The organism is uncultured Acetatifactor sp. (assembly GCF_948601915.1).
Lineage (GTDB): Bacteria > Bacillota > Clostridia > Lachnospirales > Lachnospiraceae > Acetatifactor.
This window is the reverse complement of the sequence record NZ_CAPDXS010000153.1, coordinates 1-2,388: the sequence shown is the minus strand read 5'-3', so window position 1 is coordinate 2,388 and position 2,388 is coordinate 1. Positions and strand designations below refer to the sequence as shown.

Annotated in this window: 3 protein-coding genes; all 3 read right to left on the bottom strand. The window is 63.5% G+C overall.

Features of this window, described 5'->3' with window-relative positions; translation table 11 throughout:
- Positions 1 to 595 (bottom strand): DUF2815 family protein (locus tag Q2B33_RS20175; RefSeq protein WP_300785525.1); only part of this gene is annotated, 595 nt, incomplete at its 3' end.
- Between the two features lie 2 nt (positions 596 to 597).
- Complete coding sequence (locus Q2B33_RS20170; protein ID WP_300785526.1) at positions 598 to 1,827, bottom strand: DUF2800 domain-containing protein; 1,230 nt, start codon at positions 1,825 to 1,827, stop codon at positions 598 to 600.
- Entirely contained in the window at positions 1,827 to 2,324 is a 498-nt protein-coding gene (locus Q2B33_RS20165; protein WP_300785527.1) for a hypothetical protein, read from the bottom strand. Before Q2B33_RS20165 ends, Q2B33_RS20170 begins: the two co-directional genes overlap by 1 nt.
- Positions 2,325 to 2,388 lie beyond the last annotated feature (64 nt).

The following is a 2,388-nucleotide window of genomic DNA, read 5'->3' as shown; positions in this document are numbered from 1 at the left end:
GCGGCGGCTGGTACCCTCCATAGCCCGGCTGGCCACCGCCCTGCGGCGGCTGGTAAGCGCCTGCGGCATAAGCGCTCGCGCCGCCGAAGGCCTCCTCGGCGCTGACACGGTTCCCAAGGGGCTCCCCATCCTCGATCTTCTGGACAGCGTTCAGCCCGCAGCCTATCCCTTTGTTGCCGTTGCTGTTGTAGGCGAAGAAGTTGATGTTCGCCCTGATGTAGCAGCCGCTGTACACCTCAGCCGGGTTCAGGATGCCCTGCATGTCCAGCCCGACGATGACCGGCTGCTGCTTTGCGGAGGCAGTAATCACCATATGCCCCCTGCACTCCTCCCCGAAGGGCTCCCCCGACTGGCGGTAGCCGTCCCCGTCGTAAAGGGGCGTCCTGCACTGTGGCGGGATGCTGCCGTTGAACGCCTTCTGTGCGCCGTCCTGCTTAGCCCGCTCTATCTCCGCATAGATGCTGTTGATTGTGGCCGTGTCCGTCTTCGGAATCAGCAGCGTGACGGAATACTTCGGGTCGCTTCCGTTCTCTGGGGTGCGAGGCTGGAATATGTGCACGTAGCTCGCCCTTACTTTCCCTGTCGTTATCGCCATGTTCACTTTCCCTCCTTATATGCGTTCTCCCCGCCGAATGCTCCCTCCGCTATGGATGCGGGCGATATGGCGGGCCGCTTGTCGTCCTCCGGCACCAGTGTCGGCTTCCCCGGCGGCTTGACGATGAATTTTTCCAGTATCTTCTTGTGCCCTTTCTCCAGGAGCTTCTCCAGTTCCCCAAGCGGGAGCGGCTGCATCCGGTACAGCGCCGCCTCCGGGTAGCCGGCCTCGTGCAGCGCCTCGTAGGCTGCGTCAATGTCCTGGATGGCGCGGGTGCTGCGCCCCTCCACCAGCTTCCACCCAGGCACGTCCCGGCCTGCCAGGATTTCGCCCTGGGCATACGCCTCAAGCTTGTTCACCCAGGCTTTCAGGAACTGTGCCCTCTTCAGCAGGCTGCCGACCTCTTCGTTGCTCAGCTGGGGCGGCAGCTTCATCATGGGCAGCCCGGTGCCCGTCGGGTTCTCCGCTTCCGCCATCAGGGCCATGTTGGCCTCCGCCCTGGCCCTGCAGGTGGCGGACAGGCGGCAGAAGCAGTCATCGCACCACTTCCCCTGCACGCACTCCCCCTCCCCCTTGAAGGCCTCCAGCGCCCGGGGCCTCACCGTCTCCTTCCCCCAGCGCAGCAGCGCCTCCAGCGGCACTTCCCAGGAGGAGGTGTTGTCGATGCGGGGCTGGATGATGTGCAGCGTCACCGTCCTGATCGGATAGATCATCCGGAAGGCGTCCCAGGCCCCCAGGGCATAGAGCATCAGCTGCGGGTTCTCGAAGCTGTTCACCGATTTGCCTTTCCCATATTTGAAGTCGCATACATGCATGGCGTCCCCATGGACCAGTATGCAGTCACAGGTGCCGAACCCTTCCGGTGCCCAGGAGCTGTAGTCCACCCTCTTCTCCACCGCCACGTATGGCGCGCTCGGAAAGCCGTAGGCGATTCCGGTGATGTAGTCCACATAAGCATCTGCGAATCCCTCCATCTCCTTGGAGTAGAGCGGATCCTTCGCCAGCTTCCCCATCCTGGATCTGTATGTCCTGTCAGACATGTTCTTGTCCGTGAACTGCTTCGCCAGCTTCAGCTCGCAGACGCTGTGCGCCAGGGTCCCTTCCGCTGCATATCCGCTCCGTTCCTCCGGGACGGCAGCCTCCAGCCGGGCCGACGGCGTGCAGTTCAGCCACTTCTTCGCGCTGGATGCGGACAGCAGCGCGTGCTCCCTCTCTTCCGTCTTCTTCCCCATCAGACCACCGCACCTGCCTCTCTCAGCGCCGCCGCGTACTCGCCGTACCTCTCCTTGGGCAGGTCCATCAGCATGCTGGCCCCGAACCTCCCCAGTATCGTGAACACGTCCTTGCCCGATGACGCGAGGTTCGCGGTGGCCACGGCCAGCTGGTCGAAGGTGTATTGCTGTGCCGATGCCGTCACCGGCACCGCCCCTGTGGCTGCGGGCTGCTGGGGAGGCAGGCTCCCCGGCTGCGCCATGCCGCCTCCCTGCCACTGCGCCCCCGCGCCTGCGGGCAGGGATACGGGCACCTGGCTTCCCTGTGGCTGCTGCATCTGGGCCGGCGCGGGCTGCTGGCCCTGCCAGTTCCCCTGTTGTGCCGGCTGTATGGGGGCCTGCTGGCCCGTCTGCGGCACCGCCGCCCCCTTCCTTTCAGGCGGCATCTGGGCCCCTGTCGTCCTTGCGAGCGCCTCCAGGGCGTCCGCGATTCTTTCAATGTTCTTCTCCAATGACATCTGCTTCTTCCTCCCTATAATGTCAAGTGATTTTCCTTAAAAAATCAAGGAATTTAAAGTTTAT